Origin of the sequence: Chryseobacterium sp. MMS23-Vi53, assembly GCF_047651245.1 — a bacterium.
In the GTDB taxonomy this organism is placed as follows: domain Bacteria; phylum Bacteroidota; class Bacteroidia; order Flavobacteriales; family Weeksellaceae; genus Chryseobacterium.
Genome location: NZ_CP180265.1, coordinates 2,179,070 through 2,201,077 on the forward strand (window position 1 = coordinate 2,179,070; position 22,008 = coordinate 2,201,077).

At 34.9% G+C, this 22,008-nt stretch carries 22 protein-coding genes; 14 read left to right on the forward strand and 8 right to left on the reverse strand.

What is annotated here, in order from left to right; genetic code table 11:
* The first annotated feature begins 113 nt into the window (after positions 1-113).
* From ACKX2A_RS09600 to ACKX2A_RS09615, 4 genes are all read left to right on the forward strand, one after another.
* Entirely contained in the window at positions 114-1,184 is a 1,071-nt protein-coding gene (locus ACKX2A_RS09600) for a DUF4407 domain-containing protein (protein WP_415329185.1), read from the forward strand.
* 118 nt (positions 1,185-1,302) lie between these two features.
* On the forward strand, positions 1,303-1,896 hold the full coding sequence (locus ACKX2A_RS09605; RefSeq protein WP_415329187.1) for a phage tail protein: 594 nt from the start codon (positions 1,303-1,305) through the stop codon (positions 1,894-1,896).
* Positions 1,897-1,902: 6 nt separating this feature from the next.
* Positions 1,903-2,601, forward strand: coding sequence for a T9SS type A sorting domain-containing protein (locus ACKX2A_RS09610; protein ID WP_415329189.1), 699 nt, complete (start codon positions 1,903-1,905; stop codon positions 2,599-2,601).
* Positions 2,602-2,704: 103 nt separating this feature from the next.
* Positions 2,705-2,902, forward strand: coding sequence for a KTSC domain-containing protein (locus ACKX2A_RS09615; RefSeq protein ID WP_415329190.1), 198 nt, complete (start codon positions 2,705-2,707; stop codon positions 2,900-2,902).
* Between the two features lie 44 nt (positions 2,903-2,946).
* On the opposite strand, the gene ACKX2A_RS09620 is transcribed toward ACKX2A_RS09615, so the two are convergent.
* Complete coding sequence (locus ACKX2A_RS09620; RefSeq protein ID WP_415329192.1) at positions 2,947-4,815, reverse strand: GEVED domain-containing protein; 1,869 nt, start codon at positions 4,813-4,815, stop codon at positions 2,947-2,949.
* Positions 4,816-5,090: 275 nt separating this feature from the next.
* Here ACKX2A_RS09620 and ACKX2A_RS09625 point away from each other — a divergent pair, with 275 nt between their 5' ends.
* Together ACKX2A_RS09625 and ACKX2A_RS09630 are read left to right on the forward strand one after the other, a co-directional pair.
* Positions 5,091-5,558: a redoxin domain-containing protein gene (locus tag ACKX2A_RS09625; protein WP_415329193.1), complete on the forward strand. Its 468-nt coding sequence runs from the start codon at positions 5,091-5,093 to the stop codon at positions 5,556-5,558.
* 3 nt (positions 5,559-5,561) lie between these two features.
* The gene (locus ACKX2A_RS09630) at positions 5,562-6,080 is read left to right on the forward strand and encodes a DsbA family protein (RefSeq protein WP_415329195.1); all 519 of its coding nucleotides are present in this window, start codon (positions 5,562-5,564) and stop codon (positions 6,078-6,080) included.
* A gap of 167 nt (positions 6,081-6,247) precedes the next feature.
* Here the strand turns inward: ACKX2A_RS09630 and guaB are convergent, their stop codons facing one another.
* The 7 genes from guaB to ACKX2A_RS09665 all read right to left on the reverse strand — a co-directional run bounded on the left by guaB (position 6,248) and on the right by ACKX2A_RS09665 (position 12,589).
* Positions 6,248-7,708: an IMP dehydrogenase gene (gene guaB, locus ACKX2A_RS09635; RefSeq protein ID WP_415329197.1), complete on the reverse strand. Its 1,461-nt coding sequence runs from the start codon at positions 7,706-7,708 to the stop codon at positions 6,248-6,250.
* Between the two features lie 167 nt (positions 7,709-7,875).
* Positions 7,876-8,382: a DUF4252 domain-containing protein gene (locus tag ACKX2A_RS09640; protein WP_415329199.1), complete on the reverse strand. Its 507-nt coding sequence runs from the start codon at positions 8,380-8,382 to the stop codon at positions 7,876-7,878.
* 18 nt (positions 8,383-8,400) lie between these two features.
* Complete coding sequence (locus ACKX2A_RS09645) at positions 8,401-9,672, reverse strand: GIN domain-containing protein (protein WP_415329200.1); 1,272 nt, start codon at positions 9,670-9,672, stop codon at positions 8,401-8,403.
* Positions 9,673-9,739: 67 nt separating this feature from the next.
* Positions 9,740-10,417, reverse strand: coding sequence for a hypothetical protein (locus tag ACKX2A_RS09650; RefSeq protein WP_415329202.1), 678 nt, complete (start codon positions 10,415-10,417; stop codon positions 9,740-9,742).
* Positions 10,392-10,901, reverse strand: coding sequence for an RNA polymerase sigma factor (locus ACKX2A_RS09655; RefSeq protein WP_415329204.1), 510 nt, complete (start codon positions 10,899-10,901; stop codon positions 10,392-10,394). The genes ACKX2A_RS09650 and ACKX2A_RS09655 overlap by 26 nt, the downstream gene beginning before the upstream one ends.
* 98 nt (positions 10,902-10,999) lie before the next feature.
* Entirely contained in the window at positions 11,000-12,160 is a 1,161-nt protein-coding gene (locus ACKX2A_RS09660) for a GlmU family protein (RefSeq protein WP_415329206.1), read from the reverse strand.
* Between the two features lie 177 nt (positions 12,161-12,337).
* A complete protein-coding gene (locus ACKX2A_RS09665; protein WP_072961771.1) occupies positions 12,338-12,589 on the reverse strand; it encodes a type B 50S ribosomal protein L31 in 252 nt (83 codons plus the stop codon).
* A 183-nt stretch (positions 12,590-12,772) separates the two neighbouring features.
* Here ACKX2A_RS09665 and ACKX2A_RS09670 point away from each other — a divergent pair, with 183 nt between their 5' ends.
* The 8 genes from ACKX2A_RS09670 (at position 12,773) to ACKX2A_RS09705 (ending at position 21,994) form a co-directional block, all read left to right on the forward strand.
* Positions 12,773-14,185, forward strand: coding sequence for a hypothetical protein (locus ACKX2A_RS09670; protein ID WP_415329208.1), 1,413 nt, complete (start codon positions 12,773-12,775; stop codon positions 14,183-14,185).
* Positions 14,186-14,203: 18 nt separating this feature from the next.
* Positions 14,204-14,407: a hypothetical protein gene (locus ACKX2A_RS09675; protein ID WP_415329210.1), complete on the forward strand. Its 204-nt coding sequence runs from the start codon at positions 14,204-14,206 to the stop codon at positions 14,405-14,407.
* The gene (locus ACKX2A_RS09680) at positions 14,407-14,733 is read left to right on the forward strand and encodes a nucleotide pyrophosphohydrolase (protein ID WP_415329212.1); all 327 of its coding nucleotides are present in this window, start codon (positions 14,407-14,409) and stop codon (positions 14,731-14,733) included. The genes ACKX2A_RS09675 and ACKX2A_RS09680 overlap by 1 nt, the downstream gene beginning before the upstream one ends.
* An 88-nt stretch (positions 14,734-14,821) precedes the next feature.
* A complete protein-coding gene (locus ACKX2A_RS09685) occupies positions 14,822-16,051 on the forward strand; it encodes a 3-phosphoshikimate 1-carboxyvinyltransferase (protein ID WP_415329214.1) in 1,230 nt (409 codons plus the stop codon).
* Positions 16,052-16,177: 126 nt separating this feature from the next.
* The gene (locus ACKX2A_RS09690; protein WP_415329216.1) at positions 16,178-16,972 is read left to right on the forward strand and encodes an SDR family oxidoreductase; all 795 of its coding nucleotides are present in this window, start codon (positions 16,178-16,180) and stop codon (positions 16,970-16,972) included.
* A 159-nt stretch (positions 16,973-17,131) separates the two neighbouring features.
* Positions 17,132-18,736, forward strand: coding sequence for a hypothetical protein (locus ACKX2A_RS09695; RefSeq protein WP_415329217.1), 1,605 nt, complete (start codon positions 17,132-17,134; stop codon positions 18,734-18,736).
* A 90-nt stretch (positions 18,737-18,826) separates the two neighbouring features.
* A complete protein-coding gene (locus ACKX2A_RS09700) occupies positions 18,827-21,178 on the forward strand; it encodes a phosphocholine-specific phospholipase C (protein ID WP_415329218.1) in 2,352 nt (783 codons plus the stop codon).
* Between the two features lie 240 nt (positions 21,179-21,418).
* The gene (locus ACKX2A_RS09705; RefSeq protein ID WP_415329220.1) at positions 21,419-21,994 is read left to right on the forward strand and encodes a hypothetical protein; all 576 of its coding nucleotides are present in this window, start codon (positions 21,419-21,421) and stop codon (positions 21,992-21,994) included.
* Positions 21,995-22,008: the final 14 nt, after the last annotated feature.

A 22,008-nucleotide genomic window follows, 5' to 3' on the forward strand; every position in this document is an offset into this window, starting at 1 on the left:
AAAACTCTAATAACCAAACATTTACACACTTGAATCCGTATACTTGGTAAAACATAATACTATCTTTAGCATTGGTATGATTTTTAGTATTACATTTGTATAAATTTTCTATCATGAAAAATAATCAACAAACTATAAATCAGGCGAATCATAAAATAAATTGGTTCCAGAAGTTTCTGATGGTCTGTTCCGGCGGAAACATTCATATTTTGAGAAAGACACCGAGCGAATGGAACAAGTTTGCAGGAATTGGAGGAATTGTTCTTTTCACTGCCATTTTCGCTACCCTTTCGGCCGGATATGCGATGTATACTGTTTTTGATGAAATTTGGACAGCCATTGGATTTGGAGTTTTGTGGGGTTTAATGATTTTCAATCTAGACCGATATATAGTTTCTTCCATTAAAAAAACAGGAACTTGGTGGAATCAGATATTAATGGCAATTCCGCGTTTGGTATTGGCAACTTTTTTGGGGATTATTATTTCTAAACCTTTAGAGCTTAAAATTTTTGAAAAAGAAGTGAACAAACAATTGAATACCATTATTCAACGAAATAAAAAACAGCTTCAAGGCGAAATGAATGGAAGAATCCTTCAACAAAGCGGACCTTTCGAAACTGAGAAAAAACAGATTTCAGACAAAATTGCTCAATATCAAAAATCCTACGATTCCGCTTCTGTAGAACTTGAAAAAGAAATTTTAGGAAAACAATCGGGATTAACGAGTGGAAAAGTAGGTTTCGGTTCAAACGCAAAACGTAAGCAGGAATTAAAAGAACAACGAAGAAATGATCTTGAAAGCTATCAGAAACAGGTTGCACCACGTTTGGAATATTTAGATAAAGAAATTTCAAAAGTTTATACCAACTTAGAAACGGAAAGAAAATCTACAGAAACCTTTGAGGATAAATTTAACGGATTTGCAGCGAGGCTTCAGGCATTAGATGAATTAGGCAAAAATTCAGCAATTATTGGTTTGGCAGCAGCTTTCATTATGGGACTTTTTATCTGTCTTGAAATTTCGCCGGTCTTGATTAAATTAATTTCACATGTTGGACCTTACGATTATCTTTTAGAAAAAACAGAAAACGATTTCCGGTTGTATTCCAAAGAAAAGGTGGAAAAAGGAAATGCTGCAACCGATTACAGAATCGATGATTTCAAGAATAATCTTTATAAATAATTAATTAATTTAGTATAATTTAACCTTTTAGTGAATTCTGAAAGGTTTTTTTATTTTCATAATCGAAATATGTAGAATAATCTCTAACTTAGCAGCACCTAATTAAAACTACTTCATCATGAAAAAACTTGCACTGGGATGCGCACTGCTACTGAGCTTTGCATCTACATCTGTTTTAAAAGCACAAGCTTCCGAACCTTTCCTTGGACAAATCGCATTTGTACCTTACAATTTCGTTCCAAAAAACTGGGCAGCTTGTAACGGACAAATAATGTCTATCGCACAAAACCAAGCCCTTTTTGCTCTTTTAGGAACGACTTACGGAGGAAACGGAACAACAACTTTCGCCCTTCCTGATATGAGAGGAAGAGTATTGATACACGAAGGACAAGCTCCCGGAGGTCCTACAAATTACACAATGGGACAAACAGGTGGCTCGGAATCGGTAACATTATTGGTATCACAAATGCCGGCTCACTCTCACACGGTAGCTGCAGTAACTTCGGAAGGAAATCAGAATGTACCAACTAACAGTCTTCCCGCAGACACAAAAGGACTGGACAAAGAATATTCTGACGCAACAGCGAATACAACAATGAAATCTACAATGATCAATCCAACAGGTGGAAATCAGCCTCACGAAAACAGGCCTCCATTTGTTACATTGAAATGCATTATTTCATTACAAGGAGTTTTCCCATCACAATTCTAAAATATTATGAAAATTCTTTACTTATTTTGTCTCGCGCTCGGAAGTTCGGCTTTTGCGCAGACAATAACCTTCAATGGTTGTCACAATATATTTGACGATCAGAATTTTGTTTTTACGAAAACGGGCGTTGGTCCGAATAATAAAAACATCTACGTAACAACACCAGTAGACGGACAGCCCTGCAGTGGTCTTGGAACCTGCGAATTCAAAATTCAATGGAACAATACCCTGACAAGATGGGAATTTCTAGCTGATGAAGGAAATGGAACATTCACGACGCCAAATGTAGTTTATTACAACTCTACAGGAAATACAGCAGCTATGAACCCACCCGCAATTACTATTGGAACTTGGGTTGAAAATACTGCTTTTACTTCCACAGGTGGAGGTTGCGGCGGAAATCTTACAACAGGAAATGCGACCATGACAGGAGATGTTCATACTACATTTCTTGGAACGTCTGATGTAGCGGTAAATTCTGGTGCTAAAATTCAGATTTTCCCCAATCCTGTTGCTGATTATATTACCGTTTCAGGAATCGACAATGCTAAATCTGTACAAGTTTACAGCATCAGCGGACAAATGGTTATTTCGGAGACATTTGATAAGAAAATCAATGTTTCACAACTAACTTCAGGAATTTATATACTAAGGATACACACAAAAGACTCTCAATCTCACGAATTTAAATTTGTGAAAAAATAAAACACAATTGTCTTTATAAAACACTAATTATATTTGAAGCCTTCGGAATTTTTTCGGAGGCTTTTTTGATTGATTTAGGAACATTTTTTGCACAAAATTTCATATGCCTTCATCAGTAGTCAATACATACACATATTTCCCTGAGACTGAAATTTTACGAATCATTTATCAGTCGGGAGCAATATATGACTACCTGAAAGTACCTCAGGAAATCTATGATCAATTTAAATCTGTTCAGTCAAAAGGGAGGTTTTTGAATTATGTAATTAAAGCAAAATTTAAATACAATAAGATAAAATAAAAAAAGCCCCTCGAAAGGGGCTCAATATATATTAAATCAAATACTTATTTAATAATCAACTTAGAAGTTTTACTGTCTTTTCCATTAGAAATCTGAACCATATAAACTCCAGTTTTCAATGTTTGATTGATTTTATAAACTCCTGTATTTTGCTCTGTTAAAGATGGACTTGCAATTCTTCTACCTGACATATCAGAAATTATAACTTTAAGATCTTTAGCATTTTTAGCTTTAATAAATACCTGATCACCACTTGCAACTGGGTTAGGATAAATCACTAAATCATCATTATCTGCTTTTACATCAGATGTTCCAAGAAGAGTTGTTACTAAAGTTACTGAATAATCTTCTACCTGTCCGTAATTCAGTTGCCCACAAGCAGAAATAACTGCAGGATCATTGTAATCTGCAAGAACTCTCATTCTTAAAGGTGTATTTAAAACGGCTGTAGCTGGTGGTATAAAATTTCCAGAGAAATTTCCTTCTCCTGTCGTAGGATCCAAAGCAACACTATCACCTGATGCAACTAATTCCGATGCTTCGAATGCTCCGTTATTATTATAATCAATCCAAACTCTTACAGACTGGGGATTTCCTGAAAATCCTACCTGAACATTTTGAGGTTGATTAACCAACAATTGCGTATTAATGTTCATCTGGCAAGCTCTTGATGTATAATCCACATAATAATTGGGAGCACCAGACCAATATCCCGCCGAAGCATTATTAATTTGACCTAGCTTCACTGATGTTGGTCCTACTAAATAATTTCCAGGAGTTGCAATTCCTGAAGGAGCGCAAGTAGAAGCTACTGGCGTTACAGATCCTGTAGATCCTGAAATTGCTGTAGCACCTTTCGAAGTCGTTAAGCTACCTCTTATCAACATAAACAAATCCTGAATTCTATCGCCTTGTCCTAAAGTAAATTTCTGTGCAGGAGAATTTGTATAGTTCATAATATTATATTGAACACCCTGATAGTTTACTCCTGTACAAGGGTTTGTCTGAGAGTTTGTAGGTGAAGGAAACTGGAAATAAGCAGCTCCAGAAACTTCAGTATCACAAACCTGATCGTTATCTTGTGTACAATCTCCCGTTCCTGCAGGTGGACAATATCCTGTTGTTCCACTTTGCGCAGCATAATTACCACCCTGGAACGTATGATATAATCCCATTGCATGCCCAAATTCGTGAGCTAAAGTTGTATCATGAGTATTTGTAACAACACCCGACTTCATGAAAGATTCATATCCTGAGTTCGCTGTTGTTGGAAAGGCAGCCCAACCCATTAAACCAGCATTGGGAGTTGTATCACCATCAAACATACTTACTACATAAATATTGAAATAAGTATCTTCAGGCCAATGTGGAGCAAGAGTTTTGATTTGAGTAGTAGTAGCACCGTTTGTTGTTTGCTGTCTTACACCACTCGTATTATAATTTGTAATACCTCCACCATCATATCTTACAATACCTGTTGTAGCATTACAGTTTGGGTCTCTTTTCGCTAAAACCAATTTAATTGGAAATGCAGCCGATGTACCAAAATCTGCCGGAGATGAAGGCCAAGCATAAGTACCTGCGTACATCTGGTTAGCTCTATCAAGCCAAGCTTGGATCTGAGCATCTGTTTTGTTATAAGTACTTCCTATAGCAGCTCCTGTAGGATAAATAACGTGAACAACCACAGGAATCTCATACACACCATTCACTGTTTTATTAAAGGTTGAATTTGGATTCTTCTTCTTCTGCGCCTGAACTTTTCTTACAATATCATCAATAGCTTGTCTTGCTCCAGGATTATCTCTATCCTGTTCTTCTAAATGCTGATCGAAAGCACACAGTCTTTGTTGCTGCTGTGCAGTTAATGTCAACGAAAATAGAATAGCACCATAAAGGAAAGTTTTCTTCATTTTAAAAAATTTTATTTACTTGAATAATTTTGCAAATTTAATGTTTTATAAACATTTTTTAAATCAATTTATTGTAAAAACAACATTTCAAAAAAAGCAATAAAAAATTAATTCTATCAAATATTTATATTCATAAAATATTATTTATCACAACCTCTATTTTAAAGTTTAATATTAATTTAAGTAAACATTTTATAAAATATTAAATTCTTATCCCTAATTTTAATTTATAATTCAAACAATACAGTTGATTATTTAACCAATACCACAAAAAAATGATATTAGAAAAAGGAACAGCAGCACCTGATTTTGACTTACACTCTACTCCTGATCAGAAATTAAAACGAACTGATTTTTTAGGAAAAAATTTAATTCTTGTTTTCTATCCAGCCGACTGGAGTCCGGTTTGCGGAGATCAGGTTGCATTATACAACGAAATGCTGAGTATTTTTCACAAATACAATGCTGATATTTTAGGAATCTCTGTAGACAGCGCGTGGTGTCACGATGCTTTTATGGCAGACAGAAAATTACATTATCCTCTTCTGGCAGATTTTAACCCTAAAGGTGAAGTTGCTAAAGCTTACGGTGTTTATAATGAAGAAAATGGAACTTCACAAAGAGCATTGTTTGTAATCGATAAAGAAGGAATAATTCAGTGGAGCTATCTTTCGCCGGACGGAATAAATCCCGGAGCAGATGGAATTATCGACGCTTTAGAAGAATTAAATAAAAATGCATAAACTATGGCTACATTAAGAATTCCAATTGGCGATAAAGACCAAGTTCAGGGAAATCCAGATACCGCAAGAATTGTTTTAGTTGAATATGGTGATTATCAATGTCCACATTGCAAACATGCTTTTCCTTTGGTAAAAAAGTTTGTCGAAGAATATGGCGATGATGTTGCCTTTGTTTTCAGGAATTTTCCTTTAACAGATTCTCATGAATTTGCGATGGCAGCAGCAACGATTGCCGAAGCGGCAGGAAATCAGGGAAAATTTTGGGAAATGCATGATCTTATTTATGAAAATCAGGATCAGTTGAGTAATGAAATGTTGAAGGAATGCGTAAAAGATCTACAATTAGATTTTAATAAAATTGAAAACGATATCAACACCGGAGATATTCAGGATAAGATTGAAAATGATTTTGAAGGTGGCGTAAGAAGCGGAGTAAATGGAACACCATCTTTTTTCGTGAACAATCAAAGATGGGAAGATTATGATGGAACTTATAATTCTTTTGTTGAACTAATTTCTTAGTTGACTGTTTCCAAATCAAAATAATTTTAAAGCATTTACTATTCTGACGAAGGGATTCTTTGCTCCACTTTGTTTCATTCAGAATGACAAACATGGATAACAATTAACCTAAAAAACAAGGCTACCTCATCATTGAGATAGCCTTGTTCATTATATTTAATTTATTATTACAAAGAATAATTCGGAGCTTCCTGAGTGATGATTACATCGTGAGGATGAGATTCTTTCAATCCGCTTCCTGTGATCATTACCATTTTAGTTTCGGTTTGTAAAGCTGTAACATCTTTTGCTCCACAATATCCCATTCCGGCTCTTAGCCCTCCAACTAACTGGAAAATAACTTCTTCCAATTTACCTTTGCTTGGAACTCTTCCTTCAATTCCTTCCGGAACGAATTTCTTAGCTTCACTTTGGAAATATCTTTCTTTTCCTCCTCTTTTCATCGCAGAAAGACTTCCCATTCCTTGGTATGTTTTGAATTTTCTACCCTGGAAGATGATTTCTTCACCCGGTGCCTCATCGGTTCCTGCAAGAAGTGAACCTAACATTACCGCTCCTGCTCCACTTGCGATAGCTTTTACGATATCACCTGAAAGTTTAATTCCTCCATCAGCAATTACTGCAACATTTTTAGTCTGAGCATATTCGTAAACGTTGTAAATCGCAGATAACTGAGGAACTCCAACTCCTGCCACAACTCTCGTTGTACAGATAGAACCAGGTCCAACTCCAACTTTTAGAACATTGGCACCAGCTTCGATCAAGTCTTTTGCAGCTTCAGCCGTTACAATATTTCCTCCAACGATATCCAAATCTGGATATGCCTGTCTGATTTCTTTAATCTTATTTAAAACCCCGATAGAATGTCCGTGAGCTGAATCGATACCGATGATATCAACTCCAGCTTTCACAAGAGCTTCGATTCTTTCTAAGGTATCTTCACCAACTCCAACACCTGCTCCAACGATTAACCTACCGTTTTGATCTTTGTTTGCATTTGGATATTCAAGCTGATTGTCGATATCTTTAATCGTAATTAAACCTACCAATTTATTTTCAGCGTCTACGATTGGAAGTTTTTCTACTCTGTTTTTAAGAAGAATTTCTTTAGCTTTCTCCAGGTTTGTATTTTTATCAGAAGTGATCAGATTTTCCTTCGTCATGATCTCCTCTACCTTAGCATTAAGGTTTTCCTGATATTTAACATCTCTGTTGGTAATAATTCCGATCAGTGTGTTTTCAGCATCTACAACCGGAAGACCCGAGATTTTATATTTAGCCATTAATTCTTTAGCTTCACCTAAAGTATGATCTTTTGAAAGGGTAACAGGATCAGAGATCATTCCGTTTTCAGAACGTTTTACTCTGTTTACTTGTGCAGCCTGTTCCGCGATCGTCATATTTTTATGAATGAAGCCCAAACCTCCGACTCTTGCTAATGCAATCGCCAATTCAGCTTCCGTCACGGTATCCATTGCAGCGGAAACGATAGGAACGTTAAGCGTAATTTTGTCGGTAAGTCTTGATTTTAATGAAACCTGATTAGGTAAAACTTCAGAATAAGAAGGGACTAGAAGCACGTCATCGAAAGTGATGGCTGTCTCTACAATTTTGTTATGAATAGACATCTTTACTTTCTTGCAAAATTAAGACATTTTGGCGAGATACAAAAATTGATTTTAATAGTTTAAATAAAACTTAACAATCAATAACTTAAATCAAAAAACCGCCCCAATTTGCGGGACGGCAGTTTGTACAAAATAAAATTTAGTATATGATTTTGAATATGAAGTGTCTATTTATCCGATGCCGAAGCAATCATTTTTGAGATGTCATCTGCTGTAAAACTTCCTTTCACATCCACAAAAACCAGTTCTTTATCCGAGTTTACGGTAATCAGCATACTTTTGATGACATCATCTTTTTGTTTTACACGGATGTTTACATTATCTCCGTCGTGTTTTATGGTTGCCCAATCTTCGTAATTATTGTTGTTTAAATAATTAGCAAAATCTTTCAGCATGGTTCTGTCACCATTTTCAACCGTTAAAACTTTTATTTTAGAAACTTTTTTTATAAGCTGAATAATTTCCTCGTTGTCTTTTCCATCTTCTCTCAATGCTTTTTTAATGACAGGCTTTGCGAGAAACATCGGAACATTGATGGTTGTAAATCTCGCTCCTTTAAAATCGTTCCCGGAATCTGAAAAGTAAGCCATTTTACCTGCTCCCGGAGAAACGATGCAAGACTGCATTAAAAATATCGTGCAAACGATGAGACAAATGTTTTTTAATATTTTCATGGTGATTGGTTTTTAATTTTAATTGATTTGTTTTAAAGCTCCACCAGAATTTTTACTGATATCAGAAGTGATTTGCGGATTTCCTTTGTATTTAATGACACCGCCCGAAGACGCTTTTGCTTTTAATTTATCAACAACATTTACAGAAAGACTCGATCCTGAAGAAGACTCTGCTTCCATCACGTTTGTTCTTAAATTTTCCGCTTTACAAAGCGCGCCGCTGCTGATGTCGAAAACTGCCATTCCGGCCTGTCCGTCAAACGTTGTACTCGAACCGCTTGATCCTTTGAATGCAAAGTTTTTAGAATTAATATCAATTTTAATATCAGATCCGGAAGTTGCTTCTACCGTTGTATTGTTGGAAATATTGAATTTACCTTTCACCACAGAACCAGAAGACGCATCGATCATCATATTATTTTCTTTCACAGAACTCACAGTTGTAAAAGTCGATCCTGAAGATGTTTTAATATTATCCAATCTTGGTGAAGAAACATTAACACTAATATTTTTGAATTTTAAATTTTTCTGACCTTTGTTATCAACATAAACTTTCAAAACACCGCTTTCAACTTTAGTAATAATGTATTGAAGTTTGTCGGCATCTGCAATGACTTTAATATTGGTCGGACTTTCCTGTTTGAAAACCACGTTCACACCTGTGCTCACATTTATTCCTGAAAATTCACCTACGTTTCTGGACTCACCGCTTAAATAAGAAGAAGTGTTTTCCGAAGTAATATTATTTCTTGTATTCGTAACCGGATTTGTTTTAGTCTCTGTGGAATTGATAATTTTATTGATATCATCCATCGACAATTGTCCGTCCAGCTTTACAAGGATATTTTCTTCACCTCCGCTGTCGATACTTAATAACAAATCATCAAGAATCCCATTTTTTTCTTCTGCAGAAAGGAATTTTATCTTTGCACCATTACTGTTCATCGTCATGATTTCGTTGTAATTCAAAGTGCTTAAATAAGATGAAATATCTTTACTGATCTGATTCAATTTCTGCGCTTTTGCAGAACTTCCTCCTTGAGGTTTTTCTGCAATGAACACTTTCAGACCTTTAATTTTTGATAATAATGGTTTGATCTGATCCAATTCTGCATCTCCCAAATCCAGATTATTCAGCATTCCGAACATTGGTTTTGCAATTTTTATAGAAGTCACTCCTTCCACTTCCTGATATTTATCAAAAAGCTGATCGAGTTTATCTTTTTCCTGCCCATATATATTGAAGAAGTGGGAAAAAGCAAGTGCGAATATTATGATTATCTTTTTCATGAGTCAATTTTATTTTTCTGATTATTAGAGCCTGATCAGGAGCATAATCTTTAAGGGTTAAGGTTAATTAATAATCGTCGTCAACGACGGTAGGCTTTACTAATTTTTCACTGACGTTATTTGCAAATATTTGAAATGAATACTTAGTCACATTAATGGCTTCTTCCACATTTTCGATTCTTTTCCCGTTCACAATGACGTAAGAATCTTTGTAGCCCGTAGAATCTGAAGCTTTTTTATAAGAGGAATTATAAACATATTTTGCCTTTCTTTCCTTTTTCAGTCTTCCTCTTTTGGGTAAAATTTCATCAAGAACATCTTTTTCGGCCATTGTATTTTCCTGCGAAAGCGAATCTTTTTTTACATCGGAAATCGTATCATTCACATGGTTTACAGCAACCTGATCCTGATGATCATTATTTTCTTCAATGAAATTATTTTTTTCTTTTTTAATCTGATTTTCCACCAACTGTGCCCGATCTTCTACATTTGAATTTTTATTATAATTAAATACAAGTCCAATGCTGAAAAGTAAAACCAGACCAGCAGCCATCCAGAACCATTTCGGGAACGAAGGTTTTGTTTTGGTATCAATCGGGATAATTGGTGTTTCACTTTCTTCCTGAACCTCACCTGTTTTTCCTTCCGCTTTTTTCAGGAAATCTTCAAAATCCCAGTCCATTTTGTCTTCCTTTATATGTTGGAAGATCTCGTCGTATTTATTTTGAAATTTGTCGTTGTTCATAACTCATCAATTGTGAAATTTGTTCTTTTACTTTTTGTCTGGCGCGCATCAGATTTACTCTTACTGCGTTTTCTTCCATTTCCAGCATTTCTGCTATTTCCGAGACTTCATATTCTTCTACATCTTTCAAATGGATCACTGCTTTCTGCTTTTCCGGAAGCTGGTTGATAAAACCAATGATATGTTCCTTTAAATTATTGACATCCATGCTGTAAAGCTCCGACCGATGAAGCTGCATATCTGCGAATCCTAACTTTACATCGTGATGCTTTAATCTGTTGAGGCATTCGTTCCGGACGGCTTTCAAGGCATAGGATTTTAAATTCCCAAACTGCTCCAGCTCTTCTTTCTTCTGCCAGAATTTTATCATCAGATCCTGCACTACGTCTTCCGCTTCATCACTACTCATGACAAATCTTTTCGCAAAGCGATACATCTCATCTTTGAGAATAAATACCGTATTCTTGAAAGTCTCTTGGGTCATAAGTTTTGTTTCTATAGGTAAGACAATTAGAATTTTAATTTCATTACATCAAAAACAAAAAAACTTCAAAAAATTTTGAAGTTTCTTTATTAGTCGCATTAATACACATCAAAAATATGTTTCAAAATAGCCTTATCCTGATCCGTCAACGCTACTTTTCTTCTTGCCATTGCTTTTTCTGCAACTTCGTAGGCCTTGTCTAGTTTAAATTTTTCATCATCTTTAAAACCGCCCCACGAAAAGTTTTCCACATGATTTGGCGGAAAGCCTTCTTTAAAAATATTAGAAGCCACACCAACAACCGTTCCTGTATTCAACTGAGTGTTAATTGCGGTTTTAGAATGATCTCCCATTATTAAACCCGCAAATTGTAAGCCTGTATCTTCAAAACATTTTGTTCTGTAATTCCACAATTTTACGTGACCATAATTATTTTTGAGATTCGAAGAATTTGTATCTGCTCCGAAATTGCACCACTCTCCGACGACAGAATTTCCTAAAAATCCGTCGTGTCCCTTGCTGGAATATCCGAAAATAATAATGTTATTCACTTCTCCCCCAACTTTGCAATGAGGACCAATCGTTGTTGCTCCGTAAATTTTCGATCCTAGATTAAATTTAGATTCTTCACCCAAAGAAATCGGACCACGAAGATTGCAACCTTCCATCACCTCAGCATTTTTTCCGATGTAGATTTTCCCGGTTTTGGTGTTCAATGTGGAGAACTCAACTTGCGCACCTTCTTCTATGAACAGGTCTTTTTTATCTCCCAAAAATCCGTTAGTTGAAGATAATTCATGGGAAGTTCTTCCTTTTGTTAATAAATTGAAATCGAAATCGATCGCTTCTTTATTATAAGTAAAAAGGTCGGTTGGCTTTTTATAGAAAATCAGTTGTTCTTTAATATCAGTCATTTTTTCGATCTGATGAAGAGAAAAACCATCCATATTTATTTTAGCAGCAACCAATTCATCTTCATAAACCAGTGCTTCTCCTTGTTTCAAATCTTTTATTTGTTGGATAACCGTTTCTGTTGGTAAAAAATTTGTTACCAAAAAAAGACTTTCTTTCTTTTCAGGCTCCTGGAACTTGTCCTGTAAATAAGTTTCTGTGAAAAAAGAAATTTCTGTGTTATCTAAAATTTTCTGCCATCTTTCGGAGAAGGTAAGAATTCCGCAACGCATTTCTGCAACGGGACGTGTAAAAGTAAGCGGAAGAAAATCTTCCCAATATTGCGCATCTGAAAATACTAATTGCATTTTAATAGAAGTTAGATGTTAAAAGCTAGAAGTCAGAGGATGGAAGCAGAAAGTTCTTGAATGTATGATTTCAATTAAATTCCAATTTCTAGTTTCTAATTTCTAGTCTCAACAAAATTACAATAAAAAAAGTCTTCCGAAAACCGAAAGACTTTTTATATTTTTAACAACAAAAAATTACTTAGCGAATTTTTTGTATTTGTTCATGAACTTATCAACTCTACCTGCAGTATCAACTAGTTTAGTTTTTCCTGTGTAGAAAGGGTGAGAAGTTGAAGAGATTTCCATTTTAATCAATGGGTACTCTTGTCCTTCGTACTCGATAGTATCTTTTGTTTCTGCAGTAGACTTGCAAAGAAACACCTCGTCGTTACTCATATCTTTGAAAACAACAAGTCTATAATTTTCTGGGTGAATTCCGTTTTTCATAATACAATTTTTAAATAAATTAAATTTTGCTTTCGAAATAGTAATGGATATTTCTCTGCTAATTTTAGGGTGCAAAAATACAACATTTTTTTAATTTTCCAAATATGTCCTCAATATTTTTTTCAGGATAAGAAATTCAAAGTATTTTCGTTAAATTTGAAATCTATTTAAACTTTAATTTCGATGAAATTCAAATTATTACTGGCTTTTTCTTTCTGGATGCTTGTTATGGCTGTATCTTGTAACAAGGATGACATCAGTTTCGATGCACCTTCTCAGGAACTAAGCTTTTCAAAAGACACGGTATTTTGCGACACGGTTTATCATCAGGTTCGTTCCGAAACATATGCGGTAAAGGTATATAATAATGAAGACAAGGACGTTTTGATCCCAAGAATCCATCTTGATAAAGGCGCAACTTCTTTATATAAGATCAATGTAGACGGAAAACCGGGGTACGATTTTAAAGATGTTCCTTTAAGAAAGAAAGACAGCTTATATATTTTCATTGAAATTGCACCAGAAGCAACTGGTCCTGAAGCGATTGCCGAAGATAAAATTCTTTTCGACAGTCCGACTGGTCAGCAACAGGTAGTTTTATTTTCTGTGGTTCAGGACGCGGAATTCTTTATCGAAACTCCGACCAATCCGAATGTAATTTCATCTGATGCAACCTGGACGAATAATAAAGCTAAAATTATTTATGGTGATTTAACGATTGATCAAAATGTTAATTTAAATATTCAACCCGGAACAAAAGTTTATTTCCATAAAAACAGCGGAATGAGAGTCCTCTCCGGAGCCACTTTAAATATTAATGGGACTTTGACCGACAATATCATTCTTCGCGGTGACAGAAACGATCCTGCTCACGATACGATTCCTAAAAACTGGAATTCTATTAAAATGGAAGCGGGTTCTAATTTAAATATGAATTATGCAAGATTGTTCGGAGGAATGCGAGGTTTGGAACTAAAGCAGACCAATGCAACCATCAACAATACTTTCATCCATACTTTCGAAGAATATGGAATTTATGCCGTGGCATCAACAGTTAATGCTAAAAATTTAGTAATGAATAACTGTGGAGAATCTGCAATTGGGATTTTCAAGGGTGGAACTCATAATTATATTCATTCAACGATTGCAAATTACTCTGATGTAATGCATTCTTATAACAGAAACGGAATTTTCGCTACCAACGAATGGACAAACGATTCGGGACAAACCGAACAAGGCGCTTTAATTCTGAATGTAAGAAATAGTATCGTTTATTCAGACAGAGATAACTCGGTAAATTTTGAACAAACTCCGGGACAATTATTCAACTTCACTTTTGAAAATTGCTTATTAAAATATTCCAATACATCGGAAGCAGGCTTCAACTTTGATACAAATGCAAGTGTGATTCAATCTATAAAAAATCAGGATCCTCTATTTGTTAATTATTTTGCGGCGCAGATGAATTTAAGAGTAAAACAAAATTCTCCCGCTATCGGAAAAGGTAGTACAGCCGTTGCGGCGACTGTTCCTACAGATATTGCCGGTGTTTCAAGAACATCAAATCCTACTTTGGGAGCTTATCAATATTTCTAATTTAAAATTAATTAAAAAATGGAATTTGATATTTTTAAATTATTAATTTTTATTGTATTGATGATAGTTTATCTTGTAGTCAGAAAGCTTTTTAAAAAGTTTGCTGATTTCACAGAAAGACTAGGAAATCCAACCAATAGCTCAGAAGAAATGGCTGAAGAGCTGAAAAGATTAAATACAAAAGTCATCACTTTAGAACAAAAGATCAACAACAAACCCTAATGGAAATTACAAATCTGCAACAGCAAGTTGATGAGTGGATAAAAACAATTGGCGTTCGATATTTTAATGAACTCACCAATATGGCAATGCTGACGGAAGAAGTGGGCGAAGTTGCAAGAATTATCGCAAGAAGATATGGAGAACAAAGCGAAAAGGAAAGCGATAAAAATAAAGACCTTGGTGAAGAATTGGCAGATGTACTGTTTGTAACTTTATGTCTCGCCAATCAAACTGGAGTGAACTTGCAGGATGCTTTTGATAAAAAAATGGAGCTAAAAACTGATCGTGACAAAGATCGTCATCAGAATAATGAAAAATTAAAATAATGCAGGAAGATGGAGGATGGAAGCAGGAAGTTTAGCGCAATACAAACTTTCCGCTCCCCGCCTCTGGCTTCCATTTTTAAGAAGAACAATGAAGAAGCTAGAAAAATCAAAACTAATAGGAAACAAAACCATACAAATCAGCGGTTCGAAAAGTATTTCGAATCGTTTGTTGATTTTAGAAAGTTTGTTTAAAAACATACAAATCGGAAATTTGTCTAATTCTCAGGACACGCAATTATTGAAAAAAGCATTGTCTGAGAATACAGAAACTGTAGACATTCACCACGCGGGAACAGCAATGCGTTTTCTTACCTCTTATTATTCTATTCAGGATGGAAAAACGACAATTCTGACGGGTTCTAAAAGGATGAAAGAAAGACCAATCAAAAATCTGGTTACGGCTTTACAAAATCTTGGCGTTGAAATCGAGTACATGGAAAATGAAGGTTTTCCGCCGTTGAAAATTAAAGGAAGAAAAATCACAGAAACTAAAGTAGATGTTCCTGCCAATATTTCGAGTCAATTCATCACTTCTCTCCTATTGATTGCAGGAAAATTGGAAAAGGGATTGGAAATAAATCTTGTTGGTGAAGTGACTTCAAGATCTTATATCGAAATGACTTTGGATATTTTAACCAAATTCGGAATTAAAAATAGTTTCGTTGGCAATACTATTAAAGTAGAATCAACGATCAACCAACAACGATCAACTATCAGCTATGAAGTTGAAAGCGATTGGAGTTCAGCTTCTTATTTCTACTCTTTTGCAGCGTTGGGAAGAGAAACAATTCATCTGAAAAGTTTTTACAAAGAATCTACACAAGGAGATTCGGCGATTGCAGAAATTTATGAGAAGTTTTTCGGAATTAAAACAACCTTCGCGGAAGATGAGCATCAATTAACACTTCAACCAATTGAAAATTTCCAGTTTCCGGAAAAGATTGTTTTGGACATGAACAATTGTCCAGATATCGCACAAACGCTTTGTGTAACGGCAGCAGCTTTGAAAATACCTTTTGAAATTTCAGGATTGGGAACATTGAGAGTGAAAGAAACCGACCGACTTTTGGCTTTGCATAATGAGCTGAAAAAACTGGGGACAGAAACAGAGTTCACGGATTTAACGATAAAATCGATCAGCTTTGGTGAGCCTCAAGAAAATATATCCATCGCAACCTATCAAGATCACAGAATGGCAATGAGTTTTGCTCCATTTTGTTTGATTAAAGAATTAAATATTGAAGAGGAAGATGTTGTGGAAAAGTCTTATCCGATGTTTTGGGAAGATTTGGAAAATTTATTAAATAATAAAAATTAAGAAAGATCAACAGCATATTTGTCATTCCGACAACAGAGGAAAATGAATTTAAAATGCCAGTTTCTTTATTTCATTCCGTTTTAATTGGGAATGACAAGAATAAATAAAAATTTAGACTAAAATTAAATGTCAAAAACTATAATCATCACAGGAACCTCATCAGGAATCGGTTTCGTTTTAGCAGAATATTTCGGGAAGAAAGGTCATAAAGTTTATGGCTTGAGCAGAAAACATACCGAAAATCAGTATTTCAAATCTATTCCGACTGATGTTACAGACAATGATGCCGTACAAAATGCCATCACAGAAGTTCTGAAAGCAGAAACAAGAATCGATGTTTTAATTAATAATGCAGGAATGGGAATGGTTGGTGCTGTGGAAGATTCTTCGAAAGAGGATATTTTAAAATTATTTAATCTAAATCTTGTCGGAGCTGTTCAAATGATGAGTGCAGTAATGCCTAAAATGCGTGAAAATAAGTTTGGACAAATCATTAATGTTTCCAGTATCGGAAGTGAAATGGGACTGCCATTCCGCGGATTTTATTCGGCGTCAAAATCGGCTTTGGATAAAGTAACGGAAGCCATGAGATATGAAGTTTATCCTTGGAATATCCATGTTTGTTCGCTTCATTTGGGTGATATTAAAACCAATATTGCAGAAAACCGTGTAAGAACAAAGGTTTCCGAGCCGTATAAAAATGTGTTTGATAAAGTGTACGCCTTGATGAATTCTCACGTTGGCGACGGAACCGAACCTTTGGAAGTTGCAGAATATGTTGACGCACTTTTAAGTAAAAATAAATGGAAACCTCATTATTATTTTGGTAAATTCGGGCAGAAAATCGGAGTTCCATTGAAATGGATTCTTCCGCAGGGAACTTACGAGAATTTAATGAAGAAATATAATAAACTGGCGTAGTTTCAGTTAAACATATTTAAACTTTATTTTTAAATATAAATTTAACCAAAATAAAACAGCATTTTTGTCATTCCGTAGGAATCTAAGCAAAGAATTTAACGTAAATCGTTGAGATTCCTACGGAATGACAAACAAGATTTTTTTAATTTTTTGTATTAATTGAAGTTATTTCTGAAAATATTTTTTGTACTGTTTTGCGTTTTTGTACAGGCGCAAAAGAAACAATATTTCCTAATAGATTCAGAAACGAAGCTCAAAAAAAAGGTAAAAGATTCCGCTTCTGCGGTGAAATTTCTGGATTCTTTGGCTCAGAATAATTATTTTTTCACCAAATTAAAAGAAGTAAAAGTAAAAGGCGACAGCACAGAAATTATTTACGACAAAGGAAAAAATTTCAATATCACTTACGTCAATCTTTCGGATTCTATTATTGCTAAAACTAAAAATCAGAAAGAATTTTTCACTAAAAATTTAGATTCAACCAAAAAAAGTATCAATAAAACTTATATTGATGATGGCTTTGCATTCAGCAGAATTAAGTCGAAATATAAAGGTCAGAAAAATGGTTATCCGATTGTCGAACTCGACATCAATAAAAACGATAAAAGAACCATCGACGGATTTGTTGTAAAAGGATATACCAGCGTTCCCAAAAGATTTATCAAAAATCTCGAAAAAGAATTTAAAGGAAAAACTTACGACGACAAAAATCTGATCGCCATTAATAAAAACTTCCAGAGCCACCCTTTCATATCATTGGAAAGACCTCCGCAAACCTTATTTACAAAAGATTCCACCAGTATTTACCTCTTTATGGAAAAGAAAAAAACGAATACTTTTGACGGGGTGATCGGTTTCGGAAACGATAAAACGGATAAATTTACTTTAAACGGAACCCTGAACGTTAATTTTAAAAATATGTTCAACGGTTTTGAAGCCGTTAATTTGTATTGGCAAAGAAACCCTGATAAAGGACAGACTTTCGATCTTCAGACTGATATTCCTTATCTTTTTAAATCTAATGTCGGTTTAAATATGAAAGTAAATATCTTCAGACAGGACTCGACTTTTGCCAATGTGAAGGCGTTGCCGGCATTCTATTATCATGTGAATTCAAGAAATAAAATTGGTCTAAGGGGAACATTTGAAAGTTCCAGCATCATCGATACTTTGTATGTTCAGGGAAAAGATTACAACAAAAAAGGAATAGGGGTTTGGTTTGAAATGATCGAACCTACGGATATTGATCTGTTTCTTTACAAAACAAAAATCAACGCCGGATATGATTATCTAACAACGACTTATACGAAAGATAATATTAAAGCTCCTCAAAATCAATTCTACTTTTTTGGAGAGCACAATTATCATATCAATGGAAATCATTTCCTCAATATAAAAGCGGAAGGCGCAATGATGGACTCAAAAATTGAGTTTTCTGCCAACGAATTATATCGTTTTGGAGGCTGGAATTCCATGCGGGGTTTCAATGAAAATTCCCTCGCCGCCGACTTTTATTATTATGGAAGTTTAGAATACCGATACCTCATCGGAAATCAGGCTTTCTTCGATCTCTTTGGGCAATATGGACAGCTCAATAACAAATCTCTAAATGTAAAACCCAAACTCTATAGTGTCGGGCTCGGTTTCAATTTCTTTATTCCGATCGGACTAATGAGCTTCCAACTTTCCAATGGTAATGAATTTGGAAATCCTTTTAAGTTTAATGATATTAAGATACATTGGGGAATTTTAAGTAGGTTCTAAATCTTAAAATCTAAACATTTTTTAACATTAAATAAAATAGATCGCAGGAAAAACCTCTTAACTTGCGGTTTCTTTGTATTACTATATAAAATGGACAGAAGAGAATTTTTAGAAAAATCGAGTTTACTTTTAGCGGGTTTGGGAACTTCGGGGGTTTTACATCCTTCTATTTTAAAGGCTTTAACGATAGATCCCGCTGCTGAATCAACTTTTTATGATGCGGAACATGTTGTGATTTTAATGCAGGAAAACCGTTCTTTCGATCATGCTTTTGGAGCTTTGAAAGGCGTTCGTGGATTTTTAGATCAAAGAACTTTTACAAAACCCGATGGTCACTCAGCGTTTTTTCAAAAAGGTGATTCAGGAAAATATGCAGCTCCGGCGCGTTTGGATTTAAGAAATACAAAATCTACATGGATGAGCTCACTTCCACATTCGTGGGATAACCAGCAAAAGGCTTTGAATAAAGGAAAATACGATCAATGGCTTCAGGCAAAAGCCTCCGGAAATAAAGATTACAAAGAAATTCCGTTGACATTGGGATATTACAATCGTGAAGATCTCCCGTTTTATTATCAATTGGCAGATGCATTTACCATTTTTGATCAATATTTTTCTTCGTCTTTAACGGGTACAACTCCCAACCGGCTTTTCCATTGGTCGGGAACATTGCGTGAACAAAAAAATGGAAAAGTAAAGGCGAATGTTTATAATGAAAACATCGATTACGATAAAAATCATCAGGCAAGATGGAAAACTTTTCCTGAAATTTTAGAAGAAAATAATGTTTCATGGAAAATTTACCAGAATGAAATCAGTCTTCCAAAAGGAATGTCAGGTGAACAGGAAGCTTGGTTGAGCAATTTTACAGACAACCCGATTGAATGGTTTTCAAGATTTAATGTGAAATTTTCAAAAGGTTATTATCAGAACATTCCGAATATTATTTTCAATTTAAAAAAGGAAATCGAAAAAAATCCGAGTCAGAAAGAAAGATTGGAAAAAATGATTGCCGAGTTGGAAGAAGATAAAGTTAAATATCATCCCGATAATTTTGCTAAACTTTCACAGTTTGAAAAAAATCTTCATGAGAAAGCATTTACCAACAATTCCAACGATCCCGATTTTTGGAATTTAGAAATCGGGCAAGACGAAACCGGAGAAAGATTGGTCGTTCCGAAAGGTGATATTTTGTTCCAATTCAGGAAAGATGTTGAGGAAAAAAAACTTCCATTGGTTTCCTGGTTAGTTGCACCGGAACATTTTTCGGATCATCCCGGCTCACCTTGGTACGGAGCATGGTATATTTCTGAGGTTTTAAATATTTTAACTAAAGATCCTGAAACGTGGAAAAAAACAATCTTCATTATTAATTATGATGAAAATGATGGATATTTCGATCACGTTCTCCCTTTCGCACCACCGATGAATCCGACTCAATTGATTGATTTTGACGGAAAAGAAGGCGCGGAATATGTAAGCATCAATCAGGAATACATGACTTCACCAGATTTAAAAGATTATGAAAAAATTGAAGGAACTGTAGGTTTGGGGTATCGCGTTCCGATGATTATTGCTTCACCATGGACGAAAGGCGGTTTTGTAAATTCCGAGGTTTCCGATCATACTTCTGTTTTAAAATTTTTGGAGAAATTTATTCAGAAGAAGCTTAAAAAAGATGTTACCGTTGAAAATATCAGTGATTGGAGAAGGGCAATTTGTGGAGATTTGACTTCAGCTTTTAATTCATCAAATGTAAAAATTCCTAAGATGGATTATTTAAATCAAAAAGATTACGCCCAAACAATCAATTCAGCGAAAAACAAACCTGTTCCGAATCTGAAATGGTATTCTGAAAATGAATTAAATAAAAATTTACTGGAAATTCAGGAAAGAGGTTTAAAACCTTCCAATCCGCTCCCCTATGATTATCAAGTGAATTTGGGATATGGAAAAATCTCGATGATTAATTTAAAAGAAAGGGCTGTTCCTTTATTAGTCTACGACAGGACACAATTTAATAAAGACAGTTTCCATTTTTCATATGCTTTATATTCAAAACAGGAATTGTCGCATACTGTAAAATCGGGAAAATATGATTATGAAATTTTTGGGCCGAATGGTTTTTACAGACATTTTTCAGGCGAAAATAATCCTGAACTAGGAATTTCGTTGATGAATATTCCATCAAAAAATCAGGTTGAATTGATAATTGAAAGGTATAAAAAGCAAAGTACTGCCACAAAAATAGATTTAGAAAATCTTTATGAAAAGAAGAAAAGCGAAATCTCAGCCAATGGATTATTAGAAAAAATAACTATTGATGTAAGTAAAATGAAAGGTTGGTATGATTTAAAATTAATTTCAGGAAAAAATTTTTGGCATTTTGCAGGAAGAATTGAAAATGGAAAGACTTCTGTTTCCGATCCACACTGGGCTTAATTAGACCTACAAGAGAAATTTTTACAGTCTTATACTTAAAAAAGTGTAAGACTTTTTGTTTTATTGACTCAGATCATAAAATTTTAAATTGAAAAGCAATAAAACGCATAAATATTTCTTCATTAACTCAAAGTGACATGTTAAAATACTGATAACGAATAACAAGCATAAAAAATTATTGTTAAAAATATTTCATACTTTGTTGAATTTTATTAACTTCACCCTACTAAATATACCGCCATGAAAAAATTTAATTCAATTGTAACATTGTCTTTGATTGCTTTCGCATCATCAGCGATGAACGCACAAGACACAAACACCGACAATCACACTGTAACGATTTCTGTACCCGAAGTTGCACTGGTTGACATTGAGCCTGCTGCAACCAAAAACATCACTCTGGGATTCACAGCACCTACAGAAGCAGGAAATCCGGTCATTGCAAATGCTGCTAACAGTACACTTTGGCTGAATTACTCTTCTATAAAATCCGTTGCAGATCCTACCCGTAATGTATCCGTAAAAGTAAACGCAATTATTCCGGGAATCGATATCCATGTTACTGCGGCTGCAGCTACTGGTTCCGGCGGAGGAACATTGGGAACTCCTGCTGCTCAGCTGACTTTGAGCGCAACAGATCAAACAATCATTTCAGGAATTGGAAGTGCATACACAGGAAACGGAGCCAATAACGGGCATAATCTGACTTATGCTCTGGCTGCGGGAAGCGGACCTGGTGGAGTTGCAGTCTATGCAGATCTACAAGCAACTGCAACTACTGTTGCTACAGTCACTTACACGATTTCGGACAACTAACTGTCCCAATTTCA